Raw genomic sequence first — 17,386 nt, 5'->3', positions numbered from 1 at the left:
CGGCCCTGCTGACAGCGACCGTCCGTGGGACCATGGACGGCGGACACGGCGGTCCGGGACACGGCAGGACTCACCAGGAGGTCGGAGTGGTCGCGCTCAGCGTCATCCTCTTCCCCCCTCTGCTGATCGCCTTCCTGCTGGTCATGGAGCGGGTCGAGGAGCCCCTGCGGCGCCCGCCGTCGCAGCGCGAGGTCAGCGAGTTCCTCAGCACGGCCACCCCCGGCGAGGTCGACACGCTGGCCCACTCCGGCATCCGGCGGGCGCTGTTCCGCTGGCGCCGCCGCCGGCGCGGACGCGGCGCCACGTCGAACCCGCCACTGGTCTGAGCGCGCCTCCCCGGAGCGACCCGACTCGCTCGCAAGGGGGACTCGTCCACCAGCCGAACGGGTGACCGACCGCACAGCCGCCTAGACTCGCTCCGGAACCGGGCACCGCTGTGCCCGCGCAACAGCGTGAGAGGACGTGCAGTGGACGAGGTGCTGGCCCAGTCGGGGCTCTTCCAGGGGCTCTCCGAGGACGCGGTGGACCCCGTCATCAGCCGTCTCGAGACGATCACCCTCCCCCGCGGTCGCGTGGTCTTCAACGAGGGCGAGCCCGGCGACAGCCTCTACATCGTCATGAGCGGCAAGATCAAGCTGTCCCGCCGCTCCCCCGACGGCCGCGAGAACGTGCTCGCCGTCATGGGTCCGTCGGACCAGTTCGGCGAGCTCTCGGTCTTCGACCCGGGCCCGCGGACGGCGACGGCCACGGCGGTCACCGACGTGAAGCTGGCCCGCATGCCGCAGTCGGTGCTGCGCCCCTGGATCGAGGCGCACCCGGAGATCGGCGAGCAGCTGCTGCGCGTGCTGGCCCGCCGTCTGCGCCGCACCAACGACTCGGTCGCCGACCTGATCTTCACCGACGTCCCCGGCCGCGTGGCCAAGGCGCTGCTGCAGATGGCCGACCGCTTCGGCAGCCGCGACTCCGACGGCCTGCGCGTCAAGCACGACCTCACCCAGGAGGAGCTGGCCCAGCTGGTCGGCGCCTCCCGCGAGACGGTGAACAAGGCCCTGGCCGACTTCGTGCACCGCGGCTGGATCCAGCTGCAGGGCAAGTCGGTCGTCGTCCTGGACGAGGACCGGCTGCGCCGCCGCGCGAGGTGACGGAGGCGCCCCTGCGAGGGGGCGCGACCGGTGGCGGTCCCGGAGGGTCCCCGCCGGTTGCGGCGGCACGGCTCAGCGCGGCCGGGGAACGGCTCCTGGCCGCGGTGTGATCCGGAGGATCACGAAGGCAATGGCACGACCAGCCTGATCCGGGTGCCGTCGGGCAGCACCGCCCACCGGCCGTCGGGGGTCTCCTCGAACCGCGGGCTGATCGGATGCAGCGGCTGCGGCGGCGAGCCGGTCAGCGCCGCGGCGACGTCGGGGAACGCGGTCAGCTGGTCGAGGGTGTGCGACGTGGGCGGCAGCATGGGCCGCGAGCCGCCGTTCATCTCGGCCAGCGCGGCCGCGGGGGCGAGCCAGTCCGCCTCGTCCGCCTCGCCGGAGACGTCGCGCGCCTCCTGGCCGGCCGGCAGCGCCGCGGCGAAGAACTTGGTGTCGTAGCGCCGCGGCTCCACGGGCGGGGTGATCCAGTGCGCGAAGGGCCGCAGCAGGTCCGACCGCAGCACCAGCCCGCGCCCGGCCAGCAGCTCGGCCAGCGACAGCTCCCGGGAGAGCAGGGCCTGGCGCTGCTCCTCCCAGTCGTCGCCGGAGACGTCCGGCACGACCGCGCCGTCCGGCAGCCCCGCGAGGAGGACACCGGCCTCCTCGAACGTCTCGCGCACCGCCGCGCAGACCAGCTCGCGGGCGGTGCGCTCGTCGCAGCCGAAGGCCTCGGCCCACTGCGCGGGCGCGGGACCGGCCCAGCCGATCTCGGTGTCGCCGTCGCGCGGGTCGACCCCGCCGCCCGGGTAGGCGGTCATCCCGCCGGCGAACGGCATGCCCTGGGTGCGCCGGAGGAGGTAGACCTCCAGCCCGGGGGCACCGTCGCGGAGCAGGAGGACGGTGGCCGCCTGCTTGGGCTCCGCCGGGGTCATCCCCGCAGCTCGACGACGAGCTCGACCTCGACGGGCGCCCCCAGGGGCAGCTCCGCGACGCCGACGGCGCTGCGGGCGTGCTTGCCCGCCTCGCCGAAGATCTTGCCGAGGAACTCGCTGGCCCCGTTGACCACGCGCGGCTGGCCGGTGAAGCCCTCCGCGCTGGCGACGAAGCCCACCACCTTCACGACCCGGGCGATGCTGTCCAGGCCCACCAGGTCGTCGATCGCGGCGAGCGCGTTGAGCGCGCACACCTTCGCGTCGGCGGCGGCGTCCTCGATCTCGACCGAGCCGCCGACCTTGCCGGTGCGGCGCAGCCCGCCGTCGACGAACGGCAGCTGACCCGAGGTGTACACCAGCGAGCCGGCGCGGACGGCCGGCACGTAGGAGGCGACGGGAGCGGCCACGGGCGGCAGCCGGATGCCCAGCTCGGCGAGGCGGGCGTGCCAGCCCTGGGCCGGCGCGGTCATGCCGGGCGCTTGAGGTAGGCGACCAGCTGCTCGACCCCACCGGGGCCCGGCAGCACGGTCACCAGCTCCCACCCGTCGACGCCCCAGGAGTCGAGGATCGCCTTGGTGTTGTGGACGAGCAGCGGGATCGTGGCGTACTCCCACCGCTGGCGGGCCGGTTCGGTCATGGGGCGACGCTAGCGCCCCTGGCGACCTGCTGGAACGGCCCCCCTCCAGGGCCCCGGGGCGAGCCTGCGAGGCCCGGGTGGGAGGGGGGTCCTTCACCTAGGCTGGAGCGGTGAGCCCAGACCCGTCGCCCGTGCGCCTCCACGTCGTCACCGGCAAGGGCGGTACCGGCAAGACCACCGTCGCCGGCGCGCTGGCCCTGGCGCTGGCCGCCGACGGGCGCTCGGTGCTGCTGGTGGAGACCGAGGGCCGGCAGGGCATCGCCCAGCTGTTCGACACCGCGCCGCTGCCCTACGAGGAGCGGCGGATCGCGGTCGCCCGCGGCGGCGGCGAGGTCAAGGCGCTGGCGATCGACGTCGAGGAGGCCCTCCTCGACTACCTCGACATGTTCTACAACCTGCGCCGGGCCGGCCGGGCGCTGCGCAAGATGGGCGCGATCGACTTCGCCACCGCCATCGCGCCGGGCCTGCGCGACGTGCTCATCACCGGCAAGATCAAGGAGGCGGTCACCCGCCGGCACGACGGCAGGCCGGTCTACGACGCCGTCGTCGTCGACGCCCCGCCGACCGGCCGGATCACCCGCTTCCTCGGGGTCACCGGCGAGATGTCGCAGCTGGCCCGCTCCGGCCCGATCAAGACGCAGAGCGACGGCGTCATGGCCGTGCTGCGCTCGCCGCAGACCGCCGTCCACCTGGTCACGATCCTGGAGGACATGCCGGTGCAGGAGACCGCCGACGCGATCGCGGAACTGCGGGCCGCGCAGCTGCCGCTGGGGTCGGTGCTGGTCAACCTGGTCACCGACCCGGTGCTGCCGGTGGACCGGATGGAGCGCGCGGCGGCGGGGAAGCTCACCGGCGCCGACCTCGCCCCGGCGCTGGCCGCCGCGCACCTGCCCGGCGCCGACGGGCTGGCCGACGCCCTCGCCGCCGAGGCCGTCGAGCACGCCCAGCGGTGGGCCGCGCAGGACGAGCTGCGCGACGACGTCGAGGCGCTCGGCCTGCCCACGGTCGAGCTGCCGCTGCTGACCGGGCCCGTCGACCTCGGCTCGCTGTTCGAGCTGGCCGGCCGCATCGAGGACCACCTGGGCGCGGAGGTCGCCGCGTGAGCGCCGCGGCCGCGGCCGCGGACCGCCCCCGCCGGCAGGCGCCGGCCATGGACCTGGGCGCGCTCATCGCCGACCGGGAGACCCGGATCGTCGTCTGCTGCGGCGCCGGGGGCGTGGGCAAGACGACGACGTCGGCGGCGCTGGCGCTGGCCGCGGCCGAGGCCGGCCGGACCGTCGTCGTCCTCACCATCGACCCCGCCCGGCGGCTGGCCCAGTCGCTCGGCCTGGTCGAGCTGGACAACGAGCCGCGGCGGGTGGACGTCCCGGGGGCCCCGGGCGAGCTGCACGCGATGATGCTGGACATGAAGCGGACGTTCGACGACGTCGTCACCGCTCACTCCACGCCCGAGCGAGCCCAGGCGATCCTCGAGAACCCCTTCTACCAGGCGCTGAGCTCCTCGTTCTCCGGGACGCAGGAGTACATGGCGATGGAGAAGCTGGGCCAGCTGCGGGCCAGCGAGCAGTGGGACCTGATCATCGTCGACACCCCGCCGTCCCGGTCCGCGCTGGACTTCCTGGACGCCCCGAACCGGATGAGCCGGTTCCTCGACGGCACGATGATCCGGCTGCTCATGGCGCCCAGCCGCACGGGCTTCAAGTTCGCCAGCGCCGGGTTCCTGCTGTTCAGCCGGATCGTCAGCAAGATCCTCGGCGGCCAGCTGCTGCGCGACATCTCCGCGTTCGTCGCCGCGCTGGACACGATGTTCGGCGGCTTCCGGGAGCGGGCGACGGCGACCTACGAGCTGCTGCGCCGCCCCGGGACCTGGTTCGTCGTGGTCGCCTCCCCCGAGCCGGACGCGCTGCGCGAGGCCTCGTACTTCGTCGACCGGCTCTCGGCCGAGGGCATGCCGCTGGCCGGGCTGGTCGTCAACCGGACGCACCCACCGGCGACGGCGGCCCTGTCGGCCACGCGCGCCGAGGGCGCGGCCGAGGAGGTCCTCGAGGCGGGCGGGCCCGAGTCCGAGCTGGCCGCCGCCGCGCTGCGGGTGCACGCCGAGCGGATGACCCTGGCCGCGCGCGAGCAGCACCTGGCCGACCGGTTCACCAGCGCCCACCCGGAGGTCGCCGTCCGAACCGTCCCGGCCGCCGCCGGCGACGTGCACGACCTCGACGGGCTGCGCGTGATGGGCGAGGCCCTGACCGGTCCGGACGGTGACACGCCGACCGGCACGCCGCGGACGCGGGTCCTGCCCGCGCGCCGCGGCTGACCCGGCGTCCGGGGCGCCTCGCCGCCGTATCCTGGGCCGCGATGCCCGAGAACACGCTCTCCAAGGGTCGAATCGTCGGCCGGCTGGCCCTCGCGATCGTGATCGCCGGACTGCTGCTGGCCGGTCTCCTGATGCCCGTGGTGGGCGGTGGCGGGCTGGTGGCCCGCAACTCGGCGAACATGATCGACTCGCTGCCCGACGAGCTCACCGACGCGACCCCCGCCGGGATGACCCGCGTGCTCGCCGCCGACGGCTCGCTGATCACGAACTTCTACGAGAAGAACCGGACGCCGGTGGCGCCCGACCAGATCTCGGAGGTCATGAAGCAGGCGCTGGTCGACATCGAGGACTCGCGGTTCTACGAGCACAACGGGCTCGACGTCGAGGGCACCATGCGCGCCCTGGTGAAGAACCTGGCGGCGGGCGAGGTGCGCGAGGGCGGCTCGACGCTGACCCAGCAGCTGGTCAAGCAGACGCTGATCCAGACGGCCACCTCCGCCGAGGACCGCGCCGCGGCGCAGGAGCAGACCCCGGCCCGCAAGCTGCGCGAGGCGCGCATGGCGATGGCGCTCGAGGAGAAGTACGAGAAGGACGAGATCCTCACCCGCTACCTGAACCTCGTGTACTTCGGCAACGGCGCCTACGGCATCCAGGCCGCCGCGCAGAAGTACTTCAGCGTCAACGCGATCGACCTGACGCTCCCGCAGGCGGCCATGCTCGCCGGCCTGGTGCAGAGCCCGACGAACGACGACCCGATCAACAACCCGGAGAACGCGCAGGTCCGCCGCAACCAGGTGCTGCAGCGGATGCTCGACCTCGGCCACATCACGCAGCAGGAGTTCGACGAGATCACCCCCACGCCGGTCGCGGTGGCGCCCGGGGTGAACCCGCCCAACGGCTGCATCGACGCCTCGCTGGGCGGCTTCTTCTGCGCCTTCGTCTACGACCACCTGATCGGCACGCTGGGGCTCACCGACGCCGACGTGAAGAACGGTGGCCTCACCGTCCAGACCACCCTGCGGCCGGACCTGCAGCGCTCGGCCGACCAGAGCGTGCTGAACCAGGCGCCGATGGGCGACCCCCTGGTCGCCGCCTTCGACGCCGTCGAGCCGGGCACCGGGCACGTGCTGGCGATGAGCCTCAACCGCCGGTACGGCTGCGACGCCCCTGACTGCGAGTCGGTGAACCTCGCCGTGCGCCCGAGCAAGGGCGCCGGCTCGACCTACAAGGTCTTCACCGCCGCCGCGGCGCTCAAGGAGGGCTTCGGGGCGGGCTACACGATCAACGCCCCCCAGCCCTACACCTCGCGCGTCTTCAAGGGGTACCGGGACGAGCGCTACGGCCCGCTGGTCGTGAGCAACGACAACGCCGGCTACGCCGCCACCTACAACATGACCTCGGGACTGGTGGCCTCGTCGAACACCTACTTCGTCGCCCTCGAGGACGCCCTCGGCAGCGTCGACCCGGTCGTCGACACCGCCGTGGCCATGGGGATGAACTTCGAGGACCCGGTCACTCAGCAGGGCGCCGAGTGGTGGAAGGAGCACGAGAACGGCACCTTCACCCTCGGCCCGGAGGCCACCAGCCCGCTGGACCTCGCCACCGCCTACGCCACCGTCGCCGCCAGCGGCACGCAGTGCGACCCGGTGCCGGTGACCGGCGTCCTGGACCGCAACGGGGAGCCGTTCGTCGGCAGCGACGGCAACGTCCTCGACACCGGGAACAGGTGCACGCCGGAGGCGATCCCCGCCGGGGTCGCGAACACCCTGGCCAACATGATGGTCGGCGTCGTGGAGAACGGCACCGGCACCCGCGCCCGCGTCCCGGGGCACACGATCGCCGGCAAGACCGGGACCACGCAGGACAACGCGACGGCCGCCTTCGGCGGGATCACGCCGAACTACGCGGTCTCCGTCATGTACTTCGACCCGCTCGGCAACGTGAACGTCGGGAGCCACGGCGGCGGCACGCCGGCGCAGATCTTCCACGACGCGATGGCGCCCATCCTGGCCGGCCAGCCGAACACGCCCTTCGCGGCCCCGGACCCGGCGGTCGCCGCGGGCACCAAGGGCGGGGGCTACCGGCCGACGCCCACGGCGCCCCGCCGGCCGGCTCCGTCGACGCCCTCGACGCCCTCGACGCCGGAGGCACCGCAGGCCCCCGAGGCCCCGCAGCAGCCGGAGGGCGGCGCGGCGCCGGACCCGAACGCTCCCGCGGAGGGAGCCGGCACCCCCGAGGAGCCGGCCGGCGACTAGCTCAGCCGAGCTGGCGGCGGACCTCCGCGGCCACCCGGCCGCCGTCGGCCCGCCCGGCGACGGCGCCGTTCGCCGCACCCATGACCTTGCCCATGTCCTTCATCCCGGAGGCGCCGGTCCGGGTGATCACGTCGGCGACGATCGCGGCGAGGTCGGCGTCCTCGAGCTGCGCGGGCAGGTAGCCGGCCAGCACCTCGCCCTCGGCCTGCTCGCGCTGCGCCTGCTCGGACCGGCCGGCGGCGGCGAACGCCTCGGCGGCCTCCCGGCGCTTCTTCGCCTCGCGGCGCAGCACCGCCTGCACCTCGTCGTCGCTGAGCTCGCGGGCCTCCTTGCCCGACACCTCCTCGGCGCTGACCGCGGTGAGGACCATGCGCAGCGTGGCGGTGCGCAGCTCGTCGCGGGCCTTCATGGCGGTGGTCAGGTCGGCGCGCAGCTGTTCCTTGAGGTCGGGCACCCCTCCAGCCTTGCACGCCACCGCGAGGCGCAGCGCCCGTAGGCTCGGCTGCGTGCGCTGGTACACCGCCGTCCCGACCGCCGTCCTCGCCTCCGGAGCCGCGACGGCTGCCTACGCGAGCCTGTACGAGCGCACCCGCTGGACGCTGCGCCGCTTCGACGTACCGGTGCTCGCCCCGGGATCGGCGCCGCTGACCGTGCTACACGTCTCCGACCTGCACATGACCGCCGACCAGCGGTCCAAGCAGGAGTGGGTCGCCGGGCTGGCCGACCTGGAGCCGGACCTGGTCGTCAACACCGGCGACAACCTGGCCGGGGCCGACGCCGTCCCGGGGACGCTGCGCGCGCTGGACCCCCTCCTGGACCGGCCCGGCGCCTTCGTCCTGGCCAGCAACGACTACTACGCCCCGCGCCCGAAGAACCCGCTGAAGTACTTCTTCCCCGACCACAAGCGGGTGCACGGCAGCGAGCTGCCCTGGCGCGACCTGCGCGACCGGATGCGCGACCGCGGCTGGCTGGACCTCACCAACGCCGCCGGCGAGCTGGTCGTGGGCGGGCGGCGGATCGCGTTCGCGGGGGTGGACGACTCGCACCTCAAGCGCGACCGCTACGACCTCGTCGCCGGCCCCGCCGACCCGACCGCCGACGTGCGCATCGGCCTCGCCCACTCCCCGGAGCCCCGGGTGCTCGACCGGTTCGCCGCCGACCGCCACGACCTGCTGCTGTGCGGGCACACCCACGGCGGCCAGCTGCGGGTGCCCTTCTACGGGGCGCTGGTGACCAACTGCGGGATCGACCGCGACCGGGTGCGCTGGCTGCACCGGTGGGCGCCGCCCGGGCCGGACCGCCCGAACGGCACCTGGCTGCACGTCTCGGCCGGCCTGGGCACGAGCCCGTACGCGCCGTACCGGTTCGCCTGCCCGCCGGAGGCCACGCTCCTGACCCTCACCGCGCGCCCGGCCTGAGGAGGGACCCCTCCTCCTCACCCCTCGCACGCTCCGGGGGAGCGTCGGGAGGGGGCCGTACCCACCGACGGGAAGCGGATGGCCTCGCGCTAGACTCGTCAGGCGCACCTCGGGGTGTGGCGCAGCTTGGTAGCGCGCGTCGTTCGGGACGACGAGGCCGCAGGTTCAAATCCTGTCACCCCGACCAGCACTCAGGGGCCGCCGGAAGGCGGCCCCTGAGTCGTTCCGGGGCGCTGCGAAGATGGGTGGCGTGACCGCCGAGCAGACCGCCCCCGCCCTGTCCCCCGAGGTCACCGCACGGTGGCAGGCGCGGTTCCGCGCGCCCCGCGTCTCGCTGCCCGACTGGGCGCTCGAGGCCCCGCACCGCAACCTCTACAGCTCCGACGTCAGCGGCGTCGTCGAGCAGTACGCCTGGGACCGGGAGACCGGCACCCACCGGCAGGTCACCGACCGGCCCAACGGCACCCTGATCGGCACGCTGAGCCCCGACGGCGCCACCGTCTGGTGGTTCGCCGACACCGACGGCGACGAGTTCGGCGTCTGGATGACCCAGCCCTTCGAGGGCGGCGAGGACACCGTCGCCGTCCCCGAGGTGGGCCCGGCCTACCCCGCCGGGCTGGAGATCGGCCGCACGCTGGTCGCGATCGGCCGCAGCACCGACGACGGCAGCGAGCTGTGGCTGGCCCCGCGCGACGGCGGGCCCCGGGTGTTCTACCGGCACCCCGACCCGGCCTCGGTGGACGCGCTCACCCTCGACGACGAGCTGCTGGTCCTGTCGCACTCCGAGCACGGCGACCCGCGCTACCCGGCGCTGCGGGTGCTGCGGACCGGCGACGACTCCGTGGTGGCCGAGAAGTGGGACGGCGAGGGCCGCGGGCTGCACGCGCTGGAGTTCGCCCCGCTGCCGGGCGACCGGCGGCTGCTGGTGGGCCACGAGCGCCGCGGCCGCGAGGAGCTGCTGGTCTGGGACGTCGCGGCCGACACCGAGACCGAGCTGGTGCTCGACCTGCCCGGCGACGTGACCGCCGGCTGGTACCCCGACGGCACGGCCCTGCTGGTCGGCCACGACCACGCCGCGCGCAGCGAGCTGTACCGCTACGACCTGGCCACCGGCGCGCTGGAGAAGCTGGACACCCCGACCGGCGTCGTCCGCGGCGCCACGGCCCGCCCCGACGGCACCGTCGAGCTGGCCTGGTCCAACGCCGAGAAGCCGCCGGTGATCCGTCGCGCCGACGGCCCCGTCGTCCTCTCCGTCTCCGACGAGGAGCCGCCGGCCGCCTACCCGGTGGAGGACCGCTGGGTGCCCGGGCCGGGCGGCGACGTGCACGCGCTCCTGGTGCGCCCCGCCGGCGAGGGCCCGCACGCCACGGCGTTCCTGGTCCACGGCGGCCCCGAGGCGGCCGACGACGACTCCTACCGCGCCCGCCGCGCGGCCTACGTGGACGCCGGCTACGCGGTCGTGCACGTGAACTACCGAGGCTCCACCGGCTACGGCTCGGCCTGGCGGGACGCGCTCACCGGCCGGCCCGGGCTGACCGAGCTCGAGGACATCGGGGCGGTGTACGACGCGCTGGTCGCCGAGGGCGTCGTCGACCCGCGGCGCGCGATCCTCTCCGGTGGCTCGTGGGGCGGGTTCCTCACCCTCCTCGGCCTGGGCACCCAGCCGGAGCGCTGGGCCGCGGGCATCGCCGAGGTCCCGGTCGCCGACTACCTGGCCGCGTACGAGGACGAGATGGAGGGCCTGCGGGCCTACGACCGGGCGCTGTTCGGCGGCTCACCCGACGAGGTGCGCGACGTGTACGTGCGCTCCTCCCCCATCACCTACGTGGACGCCGTCGCCGCGCCGGTGCTGGTGGTGGCGGGCGCCAACGACCCGCGCTGCCCGATCCGGCAGATCGACAACTACCTGGGCCGGCTCGAGGAGCTCGGCAAGCCGCACGAGGTGTACCGGTTCGACGCCGGGCACGGCTCGCTGGTGATCGAGGAGACGATCCGCCAGGTCGAGGTCGCGCTCTCCTTCGCCCTGCGCCACGTCCAGCCCTGAACGTCAGCTTTCTGTACCGAAAGCTGAGGGGTGAACGGCAGCTTTCGGTACAGAAAGCTCGTTCAGCGCTGGGCGGCGATGAGCTCGGCGATCTGGACGGTGTTGAGCGCGGCACCCTTGCGCAGGTTGTCGTTGCTGATGAACAGCGCCAGGCCACGGCCGCCGTCGACACCCGGGTCCTGGCGGATCCGGCCGACGTAGCTCGGGTCCTTGCCCGCCGCCTGCAGGGGGGTCGGGACGTCGACCAGCTGGACGCCGGGCGCGGTGGAGAGCAGCTCGGTGGCGCGCTCCGGCCGGATCTCACGCTGGAATTCCAGGTTCAGCGACAGCGAGTGCCCGGTGAAGACCGGGACGCGCACGCAGGTCCCGGAGACCCGCAGGTCGGGGATGCCGAGGATCTTGCGGCTCTCGTTGCGGAGCTTCTGCTCCTCGTCGGTCTCGAACGAGCCGTCGTCGACGACCGAGCCGGCCATCGGGAGCACGTTGAACGCGATCGGCGCGACGTACTTGACCGGGTCGGGGAAGGCCACCGCGCTGCCGTCGTAGGCCAGCTCGTCGGCCTTGTCGACGACGGCCCTGGCCTGCGAGTGCAGCTCCTGCACGCCGGCGATGCCCGAGCCGGAGACGGCCTGGTAGGTGCTCGCGACGATGCGGACCAGGCCGGCCTCGTCGTGCAGCGGCTTGAGCACCGGCATCGCGGCCATGGTGGTGCAGTTCGGGTTGGCGATGATCCGGCCGTGCGCCTTCGCGATGTCGGCCGGGTTCACCTCGCTGCACACCAGCGGGATCTCCGGGTCGCGGCGGAACGCGGAGCTGTTGTCGATGACGATGACACCGGCCGCGGCGAAGCGGGGCGCCTGGGCGCGCGAGGTGGTCGCGCCGGCGGAGAACAGCGCCACGTCGAGCCCGGTGGGGTCGGCCGTGGCGGCGTCCTCGACGGTGATCTCGCCGTCGCCCCAGGGCAGCGTGGTGCCGGCGGACCGGGCCGAGGCGAAGAAGCGGATCGACGCGATCGGCAGCTCGCGCTCGGCGAGGATCGACCGCATCGCGGCGCCGACCTGACCGGTCGCGCCGACGATGCCGATGTTGAGCGGGCGCATGCTCATCGTCCGGTCCCTCCGTAGACGACCGCCTCGACGTCGGAGCCGAGGTCGAACGCGTCGTGCACCGCGCGGACGGCGATGTCGACGTCGGTGTCGCGGCACACCACGGAGATGCGGATCTCCGAGGTGCTGATCAGCTCGAGGTTCACGCCGGCGTCGGCGAGCGCCCCGAAGAACTTGGCGGAGACGCCGGGGTGCGAGCGCATGCCGGCGCCGACCAGCGAGACCTTGCCGATGTGCTGGTCGAACCGCACGTCCGTGTAGCCGACGGTGTGCTTCACCTTCTCCAGCGCGGCCAGCGCCGTGGGCCCGTCGCTCTTGGGCAGCGTGAAGGAGATGTCGGCGAGCTTGCTGGCCTCGGCCGACACGTTCTGCACGATCATGTCGATGTTGATCTCGGCGTCGGCCAGCACGCGGAACAGCTGGGCGGCCTCGCCCGGGCGGTCCGGCACGCCGTAGACGGTGATCTTGCCCTCGGAGCGGTCGTGCGCGACGCCCGTGATGATCGCCTGTTCCACCGGGAGGTCCTCCATCGAGCCGGTCACGGTCGTGCCGGGGAGCTGTGAGTAGGAGCTGCGGACGTGCACGGGGATGCCGTAGCGGCGGGCGTACTCGACGCAGCGGAGCATGAGCACCTTCGCGCCGGAGGCGGCGAGCTCGAGCATCTCCTCGTAGGTGATGGTGTCCAGCCGCTTGGCGTTCGGGACGATGCGGGGGTCGGCGGTGAACACGCCGTCCACGTCGGTGTAGATCTCGCAGACGTCCGCGCGCAGGGCGGCGGCGACGGCGACGGCGGTGGTGTCGGAGCCGCCGCGGCCCAGCGTGGTGATGTCCTTGGTGTCCTGGCTGACGCCCTGGAAGCCGGCGACGATCACGATCGAGCCCTCGTCCAGCGCGGAGCGCAGCCGCCCCGGGGTGACGTCGATGATCCGGGCCTTGCCGTGGCTGCCGGTGGTGATGACGCCGGCCTGCGAGCCGGTGAACGACCGCGCCTCGTAGCCGTGCGTGGAGATGGCGATGGCCAGCAGGGCCATGGAGATCCGCTCGCCGGCGGTCAGCAGCATGTCGAGCTCACGACCGGGCGGCTCGTCGGTGATCTGGCCGGCGAGGTCGAGCAGCTCGTCGGTGCTGTCCCCCATGGCGGAGACCACGACGACGACGTCGTCGCCGTTCTTCTTGGCGGCGACGATCCGCTCGGCGACACGCTTCATGTGCTCGGCGGAGGCGACGGAGGAGCCGCCGTACTTCTGGACGACGAGGGCCACGGGTCCACAGGCTACCGACGAACCCGGCGATCCCGGCGCTTGCGTCCGGAGATCCCACGGGGTGGGATCTCCGGGTGGACGACCCGTCGGAGTGGCTGCTGACCTCGGAGGAGCGCGGGAACCCCGCCGGCAGGCTCCCGGCGTGGACGGAGGGGAACCTCGTCCGCCCGCTGGTGCACGGCGTCACCTACTTCGACCGGCTGGTCGAGGAGGTCGAGAAGCTGGGTGCGGGCGACCGCGTGTGGTTCACCGACTGGCGGGGGGATCCGGACGAGCGGCTGCGTCCCGACGGCCCCACCGTGGACGAGCTCTTCAGCGCCGCCTCGCATCGCGGGGTCGACGTGCGCGGCCTCGTCTGGCGCTCCCACACCGACGCCATGTCCTTCAGCGCGGAGGAGAACCGATCGCTGGACGTGGAGATCGAGGAGGACGGCGGCAAGGTCATCCTCGACCAGCGGGTGCGCCGCGCGGGGAGCCACCACCAGAAGATCGTGGTCATCCGCTGCCCGGCGGACCCGTCCCGGGACGTCGCCTTCGCCGGCGGGATCGACCTGTGCCACAGCCGTCGCGACGACGCCGACCACGGCGGGGACCCGCAGGCGGTGAACATGTCCTCGGCGTACGGGCCCACGCCGCCGTGGCACGACGTCCAGGCGGAGATCCGCGGGCCGGCCGTCGCCGTCCTGGAGACGGTGTTCCGCCAGCGGTGGGCCGACCCGACCAACCCGGACAGCGGAAACCCCATCTCCTACGTCATCGACCGGTTCCGGCGGGCGCGGCTGCACGCCGACCCGCTGCCGCCGGAGCTGCCGCCGCCGCCCCCGTGCGGCCCGCACCTGGTGCAGACGCTGCGCAGCTACCCCAAGATCCGGCCGCCGTACGACTTCGCCCCCGACGGCGAGCGCTCGATCGCCCGCGGCTACTCGAAGGCGGTCAAGCGGGCCCGGCGGCTGATCTACCTGGAGGACCAGTACCTGTGGTCGGCCGAGGTGGCGCAGCTGTTCGCCGACGCCCTCGAGGCCAAGCCCGACCTGCACCTGGTCGTCGTGGTGCCGCGGCTGCCCGACCAGAGCGGGTCGTTCAACGCGACGCCCCAGTACGTGGGCCGCCGGCAGGCGATCGACCTGTGCGTGCGGGCCGGGGGCGAGGAGCGGGTGCACGTCTTCGACGTCGAGAACCACGCGGGCACACCGGTCTACGTGCACGCCAAGGTGTGCGTCGTCGACGACGTGTGGGCCAGCATCGGCAGCGACAACTTCAACCGCCGGTCGTGGACGCACGACAGCGAGCTGTCGACGGCGGTCCTCGACACCACCCCCGACCTCCGGGAACCGCGGGACCCCAGCGGCGTCGGCGACGGCGCGCGGGTGTTCGCCCGCGATCTGCGGCTGGCCCTGGCCCGCGAGCACCTGGACCTCGCACCCGACGGCAGCGAGGACCACCTGGCGCTCGATCCCGAGCGCTTCGTGGCCACGCTCGAGGAGCGGGCGGCCGCGCTCGCCGCCTGGCACGAGGACGGGCGGCGAGGCCCGCGACCGCCCGGTCGGCTGCGCCCGCACCGACCCGAGAAGCTCTCCCGGCTGACGCGGCTGTGGGCCACCCCGGTCTACCGGCTCCTGGTGGACCCCGACGGCCGCCCGCTGAAGCTCCGGCTGCGCAAGGATTTCTGACAACCCCGGGGGTCGCACACCTACCACGACGGCAGTTGTGCTCTGCCCCGCCCGGTGGGGCAGAGCACAACTGTCCACAGAAGAGTTCGGCCGAGCCCGGCGGGCCGGGTGCCGGCCCATGCTCGGCCCCGTGCACGAGTTCGACCTGCCCGGCTGCCTGCGCCGGATCCGCCGCGTCGCCGACCTCTCGCAGCGGGAGCTGGCCGCGATCCTCGCCGTGTCGAAGTCCGCGCTGGGGCGAGCGGAGAGCGGGGCGCAGGGCCTCGACGCCCGGCTGCTGGCCCGGGCCGCCGCCCGGGCCGGTCTGCGGCTCGCGCTGCTCGACGCCGACGGCGGGGAGGTCGCGCCCATGCGCCCGGACACGGTGCGGGACGGTGCCCACCGGCGCTTTCCGGCCCACCTCGACACCAGGTACGGCGACGAGGACTGGTGGCACGGCCGCGAGCGGTACTCGAGGACCCGGCCGCGGTACACGTTCGACCGGCACCGCCCGACGAGGGACAGGTGGACCCGCCGGGACGGCGTCCCGTCCGACCACCTGGTCCCGCAGCCCGGCGACTCGCCCTCCGAGCGGGCGGCGGCCCGACGTGCGCCTGCCCGCCGACGTGCGACGAGCTGGACGACTGGTCCGGCCGCCCCGTCCACGCCGAGGACTGCCCGTGTGCCTGCGACATCGGCTGAGTCGCTGCTACCGTGGGCCCGTGCGCGGCAGCCTCCTGCTTATCCGCCGCGGCGAGGCCCTCTCCTAGGTCGGCCCCCTCGCCGCGGTGATCTGCCGCGACCCTCCGACGACGGAGTGCGTCCCCGGCGCCTGCTGACCGCCCCACCGGAGCTGAGTCCAGCCCGCGCCAGAGGAGCCCGAGACCGTGAGCACCCACCCCCAGCACCCGCACGCGCGCAACCCGCAGCAGCCCTCGCGGATGCCGATCCACCGCTACGCGCCCTTCACCCCGGTGGTCCTGCCCGACCGCACCTGGCCGGAGAAGGTCACCACCGTCGCGCCCCGCTGGTGCGCGGTCGACCTGCGCGACGGCAACCAGGCACTGATCGACCCCATGACGCCCGACCGCAAGAAGCGGATGTTCGAGCTGCTGGTCCGCATGGGCTACAAGGAGATCGAGGTCGGCTTCCCGGCGGCCAGCCAGACCGACTTCGACTTCGTCCGCCAGCTGATCGAGGACGACCTGGTCCCCGACGACGTCACGATCCAGGTCCTCACCCAGGCCCGCGACGAGCTGATCGAGCGCACCTACGAGTCGCTGCAGGGTGCCAAGCAGGCGATCGTGCACCTCTACAACTCGACCAGCACCCTCCAGCGCCGCGTCGTGTTCGCCTCCGACCGCGCCGGCATCGTCGACATCGCCGTCCACGGCGCGCAGGTCGTCCGCAAGTTCGCCGAGCAGATGCGCGACACCGAGATCCGGTTCGAGTACTCCCCCGAGTCCTTCACCGGCACCGAGCTCGACTTCGCCGTCGAGGTCTGCAACGCGGTCACCGACGTCTGGGAGCCCACCCCCGACCGGCCGACCATCCTCAACCTGCCGGCCACCGTCGAGATGGCCGAGCCGACCGTCTACGCCGACCAGATCGAGTGGATGCACCGCAACCTGGGCCGGCGCGACGCCGTCGTCCTCAGCCTGCACCCGCACAACGACCGGGGCACCGCCGTCGCCGCCGCGGAGCTGGGCTACCGCGCCGGCGCCGACCGCATCGAGGGCTGCCTGTTCGGCAACGGCGAGCGGACCGGCAACGTCGACCTGGTCACCCTGGGCCTGAACCTGTTCAGCCAGGGCATCGACCCGCAGATCGACTTCTCCGACATCGACGAGATCCGCCGCACCGTCGAGTACTGCAACCAGCTGGGCGTGCACGAGCGCCACCCCTACGGCGGCGACCTGGTCTACACCGCGTTCTCCGGCTCCCACCAGGACGCCATCAACAAGGGCTTCACGGCGCTCGCGGTCGACGCGCAGGCCGCCGGCGTACCGGTGGAGGAGCAGGCCTGGGCGGTCCCCTACCTGCCGATCGACCCCAAGGACGTCGGCCGCAGCTACGAGGCCGTGATCCGGGTGAACAGCCAGTCCGGCAAGGGCGGCGTCGCCTACATCATGAAGACCGAGAACCACCTGGACCTGCCGCGCCGGCTGCAGATCGAGTTCAGCGCGGTCATCCAGCGGCACACCGACGACGAGGGCGGCGAGGTCACCGCCGAGCAGATGTGGACGGCGTTCGCCGACGAGTACCTGCCCGACCCCGCCGCTCCCTGGGGCCGCTTCGCCCTGACCGGACACCGGCACACCGCCCACGGCGAGCAGCTGGACGAGATGGTCGTCGAGATCACCGACGGCGGCGTCCCGATGACCCTGCAGGGCAGGGGCAACGGCCCCATCGCGGCCTTCGTCGACGCGCTGGCCGGCATCGACGTCGACGTCCGCGTGCTCGACTACGCCGAGCACGCGCTGTCCGCCGGTGGCGACGCCCGTGCCGCCGCCTACGTCGAGTGCGCCGTCGGCGAGCGGGTGCTGTGGGGCGTCGGCATCGACGCCAACATCGTCACCGCGTCGCTGCGGGCCGTCGTGTCGGCGGTCAACCGCGCCCAGCGCTGAGCCCGGGGAGGGCGGCGCGGG

General features: G+C 73.6%; 15 protein-coding genes and 1 tRNA gene. 10 read left to right on the top strand and 6 right to left on the bottom strand.

Annotation, left to right across the window (positions count from 1 at the left end):
* Positions 1–86 precede the first annotated feature (86 nt).
* Positions 87–326, top strand: coding sequence for a hypothetical protein (locus DQ241_RS18350; RefSeq protein WP_113831640.1), 240 nt, complete (start codon positions 87–89; stop codon positions 324–326).
* Between the two features lie 141 nt (positions 327–467).
* Complete coding sequence (locus tag DQ241_RS18345; protein WP_113831639.1) at positions 468–1,142, top strand: Crp/Fnr family transcriptional regulator; 675 nt, start codon at positions 468–470, stop codon at positions 1,140–1,142.
* Positions 1,143–1,261: 119 nt separating this feature from the next.
* Here DQ241_RS18345 and DQ241_RS18340 read toward each other — a convergent pair whose 3' ends face one another.
* The 3 genes from DQ241_RS18340 to DQ241_RS20915 are packed head-to-tail and all read right to left on the bottom strand — an operon-like array spanning position 1,262 to position 2,693.
* Positions 1,262–2,056 carry an NUDIX domain-containing protein gene (locus DQ241_RS18340; protein ID WP_113831638.1) on the bottom strand — a complete coding sequence of 265 codons (795 nt, stop codon included), beginning with the start codon at positions 2,054–2,056 and terminating at the stop codon, positions 1,262–1,264.
* Positions 2,053–2,526 (bottom strand): RidA family protein, encoded by a 474-nt coding sequence (locus DQ241_RS18335; protein WP_113831637.1) that lies wholly within the window; start codon positions 2,524–2,526, stop codon positions 2,053–2,055. Before DQ241_RS18335 ends, DQ241_RS18340 begins: the two co-directional genes overlap by 4 nt.
* On the bottom strand, positions 2,523–2,693 hold the full coding sequence (locus tag DQ241_RS20915) for a hypothetical protein (protein ID WP_199584722.1): 171 nt from the start codon (positions 2,691–2,693) through the stop codon (positions 2,523–2,525). Before DQ241_RS20915 ends, DQ241_RS18335 begins: the two co-directional genes overlap by 4 nt.
* A gap of 110 nt (positions 2,694–2,803) precedes the next feature.
* On the opposite strand from DQ241_RS20915, the gene DQ241_RS18330 reads away from it, so the two are divergent.
* From DQ241_RS18330 to DQ241_RS18320, 3 genes are read left to right on the top strand one after another with little or no spacing between them, the layout of a single operon-like run.
* The gene (locus DQ241_RS18330; RefSeq protein WP_113831636.1) at positions 2,804–3,796 is read left to right on the top strand and encodes an ArsA-related P-loop ATPase; all 993 of its coding nucleotides are present in this window, start codon (positions 2,804–2,806) and stop codon (positions 3,794–3,796) included.
* Entirely contained in the window at positions 3,793–5,004 is a 1,212-nt protein-coding gene (locus DQ241_RS18325) for an ArsA family ATPase (RefSeq protein WP_233492544.1), read from the top strand. The genes DQ241_RS18330 and DQ241_RS18325 overlap by 4 nt, the downstream gene beginning before the upstream one ends.
* A gap of 41 nt (positions 5,005–5,045) precedes the next feature.
* A complete protein-coding gene (locus DQ241_RS18320; RefSeq protein WP_113831635.1) occupies positions 5,046–7,259 on the top strand; it encodes a transglycosylase domain-containing protein in 2,214 nt (737 codons plus the stop codon).
* Position 7,260: 1 nt separating this feature from the next.
* Here the strand turns inward: DQ241_RS18320 and DQ241_RS18315 are convergent, their stop codons facing one another.
* The gene (locus DQ241_RS18315) at positions 7,261–7,713 is read right to left on the bottom strand and encodes a GatB/YqeY domain-containing protein (protein WP_113831634.1); all 453 of its coding nucleotides are present in this window, start codon (positions 7,711–7,713) and stop codon (positions 7,261–7,263) included.
* A gap of 52 nt (positions 7,714–7,765) precedes the next feature.
* Between DQ241_RS18315 and DQ241_RS18310 the strand changes: the two genes are divergently transcribed.
* From DQ241_RS18310 to DQ241_RS18300, 3 genes are all read left to right on the top strand, one after another.
* The gene (locus tag DQ241_RS18310) at positions 7,766–8,677 is read left to right on the top strand and encodes a metallophosphoesterase (RefSeq protein ID WP_199584720.1); all 912 of its coding nucleotides are present in this window, start codon (positions 7,766–7,768) and stop codon (positions 8,675–8,677) included.
* Between the two features lie 110 nt (positions 8,678–8,787).
* Positions 8,788–8,864 (top strand) — tRNA-Pro (locus DQ241_RS18305).
* Between the two features lie 63 nt (positions 8,865–8,927).
* A complete protein-coding gene (locus DQ241_RS18300; protein ID WP_199584718.1) occupies positions 8,928–10,721 on the top strand; it encodes a prolyl oligopeptidase family serine peptidase in 1,794 nt (597 codons plus the stop codon).
* Positions 10,722–10,783: 62 nt separating this feature from the next.
* Here DQ241_RS18300 and DQ241_RS18295 read toward each other — a convergent pair whose 3' ends face one another.
* Both DQ241_RS18295 and DQ241_RS18290 read right to left on the bottom strand, forming a co-directional pair.
* Positions 10,784–11,827: an aspartate-semialdehyde dehydrogenase gene (locus DQ241_RS18295; RefSeq protein ID WP_199584717.1), complete on the bottom strand. Its 1,044-nt coding sequence runs from the start codon at positions 11,825–11,827 to the stop codon at positions 10,784–10,786.
* Complete coding sequence (locus DQ241_RS18290; RefSeq protein WP_113831630.1) at positions 11,824–13,089, bottom strand: aspartate kinase; 1,266 nt, start codon at positions 13,087–13,089, stop codon at positions 11,824–11,826. Before DQ241_RS18290 ends, DQ241_RS18295 begins: the two co-directional genes overlap by 4 nt.
* A 74-nt stretch (positions 13,090–13,163) precedes the next feature.
* Here DQ241_RS18290 and DQ241_RS18285 point away from each other — a divergent pair, with 74 nt between their 5' ends.
* Together DQ241_RS18285 and leuA are read left to right on the top strand one after the other, a co-directional pair.
* Entirely contained in the window at positions 13,164–14,759 is a 1,596-nt protein-coding gene (locus tag DQ241_RS18285) for a phospholipase D-like domain-containing protein (RefSeq protein ID WP_113831629.1), read from the top strand.
* Positions 14,760–15,625: 866 nt separating this feature from the next.
* Entirely contained in the window at positions 15,626–17,365 is a 1,740-nt protein-coding gene (gene leuA / locus DQ241_RS18280; RefSeq protein WP_233492543.1) for a 2-isopropylmalate synthase, read from the top strand.
* The last annotated feature ends 21 nt before the right edge of the window (positions 17,366–17,386 follow it).

This window comes from Blastococcus sp. TF02A-30 (genome assembly GCF_003319185.1).
In the GTDB taxonomy this organism is placed as follows: domain Bacteria; phylum Actinomycetota; class Actinomycetes; order Mycobacteriales; family Geodermatophilaceae; genus Blastococcus.
Note: the sequence above shows the minus strand (reverse complement) of the source record. Positions and strands in the feature narration are given on the sequence as shown.